This is a genomic window from Citrobacter sp. wls718 (assembly GCF_005280945.1).
In the GTDB taxonomy this organism is placed as follows: domain Bacteria; phylum Pseudomonadota; class Gammaproteobacteria; order Enterobacterales; family Enterobacteriaceae; genus Citrobacter; species Citrobacter gillenii.
In genome coordinates this window covers 77,918-84,791 of the sequence record NZ_SZWV01000056.1, presented here as the reverse complement: position 1 = coordinate 84,791, position 6,874 = coordinate 77,918, and the positions used below count along the sequence as shown (strand labels likewise).

The following is a 6,874-nucleotide window of genomic DNA, read 5'->3' as shown; positions in this document are numbered from 1 at the left end:
TCAGTAAGTTGGCAGCATCACCGGCGAGGTGCTGTTTAAGCTTAACCCAGGGCGTTATCAGGCGAGGGTTGACCGCCTGAAAGCCGACATTGTCACGGCACAGCATAAAGAGCAGGCGCTGGTTGCGCAGTTAGATGAAATGAAAGCGAACACGCAGCAGAAAAAGGCCACGCGTGACAAGTTGGCAAAAGATTACCAGCGTTACGCGCAGGGTAGCCAGGCGAAGGTAAATCCTTTTTCTGAACGCGATATCGATGCGGCACGGCAAAACTATCTGGCGCAGGAAGCGTCGGTAAAATCGTCCCTCGCAGAGCAACAGCAAATACAGAGCCAGTTAGACAGCATGGTGATGGGTGAGCATTCACAAATTGCCAGCCTGAAAGCCCAGCTGGCGGAAGCAGAATTTAACCTCGATCAAACCGTGGTTCGTGCGCCCAGCGATGGCTATGTTACCCAGGTGCTGATCCGACCGGGCACCTATGCCGCTGCGCTGCCGATGCGTCCGGTGATGGTGTTTATCCCGGATCAAAAACGACAGATTATTGCCCAGTTCCGCCAAAACTCACTTCTGCGACTGGAGCCAGGTGACGAAGCTGAAGTGGTATTTAACGCGCTACCGGGGAAAGTTTATAGCGGAAAACTGGCCGCGATTAGCCCGGCGGTTCCGGGGGGTACGTATCAGTCGAACGGCGCGTTGCAATCCTTAAACTCCACGCCGGGTTCGGAAGGGGTGATCGCCACGATTGAACTGAATGAGAATGTGGACGTCAACGCGTTGCCTGATGGTATTTACGCTCAGGTCGCGGTGTATTCGGACCATTTCGCCCATGTATCAGTGATGCGTAAGGTCCTGTTACGCATGACCAGTTGGGTGCATTACCTGTATCTCGACCACTAGGTGCAGACTATTTTACTTACTCAGGTGGCTGTTGTAGCACCTGAGTAAGCTGCTCGCGAATCTCCGCCAACATCTCATCCAGAATAAACTGCACTCGCCAGGGTTGGTATTCACGCTTACGGAAAATCGCGACCAGATCCAGCCACCACTCGTGCTGTTCAGAGAAGCACGGAACCAGCGCCCCAGCCTCAATATCAAGTTGAACGCTTTCATTGGGCGCAAAAACAATGCCCAGATGATTACGTGCCAGCGCCAGCGCGGATTGTGTATTATCGCAGACGTAATTTCCTGTCACCCGATAGTCATGCATCTCCTTGCCACCGGCTGAATTGAATCGCCAAATATTGGCGTCATCAATCATCATTGAATCAATCAAAATACAGGAATGTTGCTCCAGTTCTTCAGGGCTACTGATGGGGTGTTTATCGAGATATCCCTGGCTGGCAAAAGCCGTAACCGCATATTTAGTAATGAAACTGGCAACCAGTGTTTCATCTTTGGGATGTGCGTAGGAAATTAAAACATCACAATCATCAGGGAATTCGACCCCTTCATAAAATGCTTTACGTTCCAGGTTATAGGTTTTCAGCGAGAGGCTAATTCCACCAATATTCTGAATTTTTGCAATAACATGTTGCGATAAGTAAGCAATAATTCCCGTCGGTGCATATACCGTGACCCGACCACGTTTTTCATGCTTATAATCGGCAATAAAATTGTTCAGCTGCTCGTTTCTGTCTAACATGTCATTGATGTAGGGTAGCAACGCGGTGCCAAAGGGCGTCAGGGTAAGTTGTCGGGTGGTTCTGTCAAACACCTTTAATCCAACTTTTGATTCAAAATCAGCAAGATATTTGCTGACGTTGGCCTGCGCAATGCCGAGTACGGTTGCTGCATGGCTGATGTTTTCACTGGCAGCAATGACCGAAATAATTTTTAGTTCCCGGTGTTTGAGTTGTAATTTGTTCATCGCTGAATTCAATATATATATGATTTTATATATTACTATATAAATATGCGTCTTGCACTGATGAAATTGTAAGCATTATTATGCGCCTGCTTTGTAGCTTATTTTAAAATGGAAAGTTGGCATGTTAATTAAACGCAATATTGCGGCGCTAGTTGCTTTGTCTTTTATGGCAAGTGCATCAGCCGCAGAGTTTTCTCTTGGCGGTGGGGCTGTATATAACGAATCTCCTTATCGTGGATACAATGAAAATGTCCATGCAGTACCGCTTATCAGTTATGAAGGCGAATCATTTTATTTTAGGCAAACAACGCTAGGTTATATTCTGTCGAAGAGTGAAAGTAATGAATTTAGCATTACTGCTTCGTGGATGCCGCTTGAGTTTGACCCTGGCGATAACGACGATCATGCGATGAAGCAGCTCGACAAGCGTGACGCAACCGCAATGGCGGGGGCCGCATGGTATCACCATGAGAAATGGGGCAGCGTGAAAGTCTCTGCCGCAGCGGATGTAATGGACAACAGCAGCGGTTGGGCTGGCGAAGTTTCTCTGTTCCGTCCAATGCCGATGGGCAAGCTGACGCTGACGCCGTCCATTGGTGTGCTCTACTACGATGAAAAATTCAACGAATATTACTACGGCATCTCAGGCAATGAGTCTCGCCGTAGCGGGTTATCTAGCTATTCCCCAGGCGATAGCTGGACACCGTATGCCGGTCTGTCCGCAAAATATGCGTTAACCGCTAACCTGACACTGCTGGCCAGCGCCAACTATAGCGTGCTGCCAGATGATATTAAGGATAGCCCAATGGTTGATCGCGATGACAGCTTCACTTTCCTGTCAGGGGTGAGCTGGCGTTTCTAATTCTCACCCGTTTGTCCTCATGGAAGAGGGCAATTTTTTCATGATGTTTTGACGGATGGCGCCAACAGTCGCCATCCGTCATATCATTACTGCTCGTTGACCCAAATCCGCATTTCACCTTCACCACGGTTCGCCCAGCTAAACCACGGAATAAACGTCAGCGTATGCGTTTGCCGGGAAGCGGGGGAGACATCGTAGTGCCACAACGATTGCTGCGTGGCATCATCAGCGCTTTGCTTCACCCCTTCCGTTTGAATCAGTATTTTATGGCTGAATAGCCCTTTCCCCTCAAAGACCCTGAATTCACTCTCTTTGGGCAGCCACAGGTTATGCAATTCCTCGCCGTTATCCGCCTGCTCCAGACAATAGACTAACGGTCCACGTTGAATGGCAACTTTACCGGCAACATGGCGAACCAGCGGATTGCCGTATACCCGACGCACCGGCATCGGGAGCGTCAGGCTCAGCGTATCCCCTTCTTGCCAGGTGCGGGTTATGTGCAAATAGCCTTTGTGAACATCCTGCTCGACCGGCAGACCGTTCAGCATGACCTGCGGCGCGGAGCACCAGTCCGGCAGGCGTAGTGCCAGGGTGTGGTGTACTGGCTGCACGGAATCAATGGTGATATTAACCTGCTCATGCCACGGATAATCTCCGCTAATGCGGAGTTTCAGCGTCCCGTTTTCAACGGGTATTTCCATGCTGTTGCCCACATACATATTGATATACAGCGCGTCCTGGCGCGGCGTGTAGAGGTAATGGCCAATCGACGTTAACACGCGCGCGATATTCGGTGGGCAGCAGGCGCAGCCAAACCAGCGCTGGCGAATGGGCTTCACGTGGTCATAAATATGGTTAAATTTTAGAGATTTAGGATGCACTTCCAGCGGGTTAACGTAGAAAAAGTGTTTTCCGTCAAGCGCCATACCACCCAGTACGGTGTTATACAGTGCGCGTTCCATTACGTCGGCGTACTGACTATCGGCCTCCATCTCCAGCATCCGGCGGGCGAACATCATCAGACCAATAGAGGCGCAGCTTTCCGCATACACAGAGTCGTTGGGCAGATCGTAGTCGCTGCTAAATGCCTCGCCGCTGCTTTGCGAGCCGATCCCGCCGGTAATGTACAGCTGGCGCTGGGCCATATTGTTCCACAGTCGCAGGCAGTCCTGGCGCTTGCCTTCGTCCTGGCTTAAGCGTGCCAGGTGGGCCACACCGGTCATCAGGTAGACAAAGCGCACGGCGTGACCGATGGCGGTTTGCTGTTCAGATATTGGCTGGTGCGCCTGGCTGTAAGGCTTGTCTTTCACCATCCACGCCGGGCCGTAGGTGTGCCAGTAGGAGGTGCGACCGCGTTTTTCGTACTCTTCATCGTAGAAATGCGGCTGTGTGCCACGCTGCTCAACAAAATAATTTACCAGCGTCATATACCGTGGTTGCTGCGTGACTTCATACAATCGCATGAGCGCCAGCTCAATTTCCGGGTGTCCGGGATAGCCATGCAGCTGGTTTTCACCGGGTCCAAAAACGTTGTCGATATGGTCTGCTAGACGACATACCACCTCCAGTAAGCGGCGTTTTCCCGTCGCCTGAAAGAAGGCCACACCCGCTTCTATCATGTGACCCGCGCAGTACAGCTCATGACATTCGGCCAGATTCGTCCAGCGTTCTTCAGGGGCCTTCACCGTAAAATAGGTGTTGAGATAGCCATCTTCGCACTGGGCGGCGGCGACCAGTTCAATCACCTCATCGGCGGTTTTTTCCAGCTCGGTATCCGGTTTCTGACACAGCGACCAGGCCACGGCCTCCAGCCATTTGGCCACGTCGCTATCCTGAAAAACCATGCCGTAAAACTCACCGGATTGCTGGCCCGCAGCAATGCGGAAATTCTCGATAGCGTGGCTGGGATCGGCTTCTGCAATGCGGTCATTGAGCGCATCCCACTGATAGGGGATCACCACGTCGCGCACCAGTTGCTGGTATTGTCCGAGGAACGGATCGTTGACCGTGAGCTTATGCAGGTCGACTTCCTGTGCGTTCATTTCGTGCTCCTTAAGGCTGTACATGACGCTGACGCAGATCGGTAGCAATGCGCGACATCATCGGGTTATTGAGTTTGCAAAGGCGGATAGACAGCGCCAGCAGTAAGTGGAACAGGGCGGGCAGCAGCGTCTCCATGGCGGTAATACCTTGCAGCGAACTGGCGGTTTGGTTGCCAGCGCCAGGCTGATAGGCGACAAAAATAAACAACACGCTGATGATCCCGGCACTGGAGGCCCAGGCCAGCTTGATGAAAAACAGGTTGAAGGCGAAATTCATGCCGGAGGAACGCACGCCGGTTTTCCATTCGCCGTAATCATCAGCAAAGGCCATCAGCGAGAAGTGCAGCGGCAGCGTGAAGCCGAGAATAATGCCGTTGCCGAGAATCACCGCCAGCCATAACGTCTGGTGCGCTGGACCGGTTGGCAGGAACCACATTAACGCTGCCAGCGCCGCCAGTACCAGGTTGGTGTAGTAATAGAGTTTGACGGTGTCGATGCGTCGCGTCAGCGGGCTAACCACCACCGAACCGATGATCGAAGCGAAGGTGACCATGGTGAAAAACAGCGAGGTGTAAGCGGTACTGCCTTCCAGCACGTAGGTAATGAAGTACATGTACCCGCCGCCACGAATATTAAAGACATTGATCAGCAGGAAGGACATCACCAGCATCAGCAGCAGTTGGTCATTTTTACGCAGTCCGCCGATGTGTTCGCGCAGCGTAAATTTCCCCATCATCGCCAGCGGTACCCGCTCGCGCACCCAGAAGAAACAGCACAGGAACATGACGACTGCGATGGCACACAGGATGCCCACGCCAAACTGATAACCCTGCGCGGCGTTGCCCTGACCGAGTATCTCCACCATCCACGGCAGGCCGACGGAGACTAAAAAACCGGCGACACCGCACAGCACAAAGCGCCAGGACTGGCAGGCGATCACTTCATTGTGGCGCGTCGTCATGGTGTTGATCAGCGCACAATACGGCACATTGATCGCGGTATAGCCGACGGAAAGCAGCAGATAGGTGCCAAATGCCCAGGCGATTTTTACCCCCATGCTGGCGTCCGGGACGGTAAAGGTCAGAACGCCAATAATGCCGATGGGAACGGCCACCCACAGCTGCCATGGGCGAAAGCGTCCCCAGCGGCTTTGCGTGCGGTCGGCGAGGACACCCATGATCGGGTCAGAAACCGCGTCAAATACGCGCAGGGCAATAAACAAGGTGCCGACCAGTGCGGGCGTTAAGCCAAACACATCAGTATAGAAAAAAGTCAGGAAGTTCATGATCAGGCAGGTAATAACGGTCCCGCCTGCATCGCCTAATCCGTAACCTATTTTTTCACGCAGAGATAATTTGTCGTCTTGTGCACGTTGTGCCAAATCGTTGGTCGTAATCGGAGCCGAAGTCATAAATAACTCCCGGAGAGGATGTTCAGAAAGTACCCCGCTACATTGCGGGCTTTTATTGTGTCATTTGCAAAGTACGTTATTTATTCTGCACCAAATACACAGACCAACAAGGGAAGGGAAAAGTATAAAAAGATGACAATTCCGACTTAATTGAAAAAGTGTGATTTCGATCCGGCGAGATACTATTTTATCGTGAATAATCAAAGATGAAGGCAGGTTTTTTAGGGTGCTAAAAGCGGGAAATTGAATAGTTATGCTTGAATTATCCATGTCACTTCCGATTAAAGTACAAAATGGCGGGCTGTTTATTTCTCGTGGCGTGGGAAGTCATCCGGCGCGGCAACTTCATTCCTGGGAAATTATCTTTGTCGAAAAAGGGACATTAACGATTCGTGAAGGGAACGCTATTTTTAGCGTGCAGGCTGGAGAGAGTTTGCTGCTGTGGCCGCAGCGTTTACATGTCGGCGTGGAACAATTTCCGCCCGATTTAAAATTTTATTGGCTGCATTTTGAAGTGAAGTCCGGTGAGCGTGTTTCACCGCCTGAAGCGCTGCTTTCGATCCCGCAACAGACTCGGGTGAATGAGCCACAATATATTATTTCGCTGTTTCGCCAGTTTTTACGTGAGCAGGAGAATATCCATCGCAGCGTTGCGCTGGAGCTGATCCTGTTGCTGATTTTGCAGCAAATA

5 protein-coding genes and 1 pseudogene are annotated in these 6,874 nt (G+C 51.4%); 3 read left to right on the top strand and 3 right to left on the bottom strand.

The features are described from left to right. Nucleotides 1-22 precede the first annotated feature (22 nt). Nucleotides 23-898, top strand: a pseudogene (locus FDW95_RS11375) (HlyD family secretion protein); the annotation flags it as partial. A gap of 16 nt (nt 899-914) precedes the next feature. Here FDW95_RS11375 and FDW95_RS11370 read toward each other — a convergent pair. Then, entirely contained in the window at nt 915-1,868 is a 954-nt protein-coding gene (locus FDW95_RS11370; RefSeq protein WP_115257191.1) for a LysR family transcriptional regulator, read from the bottom strand. 121 nt (nt 1,869-1,989) lie between these two features. Here FDW95_RS11370 and FDW95_RS11365 point away from each other — a divergent pair, with 121 nt between their 5' ends. Beyond that, nucleotides 1,990-2,730: a MipA/OmpV family protein gene (locus tag FDW95_RS11365; RefSeq protein WP_096759120.1), complete on the top strand. Its 741-nt coding sequence runs from the start codon at nt 1,990-1,992 to the stop codon at nt 2,728-2,730. Between the two features lie 86 nt (nt 2,731-2,816). Here FDW95_RS11365 and FDW95_RS11360 read toward each other — a convergent pair whose 3' ends face one another. Both FDW95_RS11360 and FDW95_RS11355 read right to left on the bottom strand, forming a co-directional pair. Beyond that, complete coding sequence (locus FDW95_RS11360) at nt 2,817-4,772, bottom strand: glycoside hydrolase family 127 protein (protein ID WP_115257192.1); 1,956 nt, start codon at nt 4,770-4,772, stop codon at nt 2,817-2,819. A gap of 10 nt (nt 4,773-4,782) precedes the next feature. Further along, on the bottom strand, nt 4,783-6,183 hold the full coding sequence (locus tag FDW95_RS11355; protein ID WP_096759122.1) for an MFS transporter: 1,401 nt from the start codon (nt 6,181-6,183) through the stop codon (nt 4,783-4,785). Nucleotides 6,184-6,436: 253 nt separating this feature from the next. Here FDW95_RS11355 and FDW95_RS23760 point away from each other — a divergent pair. Beyond that, on the top strand, nt 6,437-6,874 hold a 438-nt coding region (locus FDW95_RS23760), incomplete at its 3' end, for an AraC family ligand binding domain-containing protein (RefSeq protein WP_249359051.1).

Excerpts from the sequence above, each read along its gene's own strand:
- FDW95_RS11370 (WP_115257191.1), bottom strand. The coding sequence starts at position 1,868 with ATGAACAAATTACAACTCAAACACCGGGAACTAAAAATTATTTCGGTC.
- FDW95_RS11355 (WP_096759122.1), bottom strand. The coding sequence starts at position 6,183 with ATGACTTCGGCTCCGATTACGACCAACGATTTGGCACAACGTGCACAA.
- FDW95_RS11365 (WP_096759120.1), top strand. The coding sequence starts at position 1,990 with ATGTTAATTAAACGCAATATTGCGGCGCTAGTTGCTTTGTCTTTTATG.
- FDW95_RS11360 (WP_115257192.1), bottom strand. The coding sequence starts at position 4,772 with ATGAACGCACAGGAAGTCGACCTGCATAAGCTCACGGTCAACGATCCG.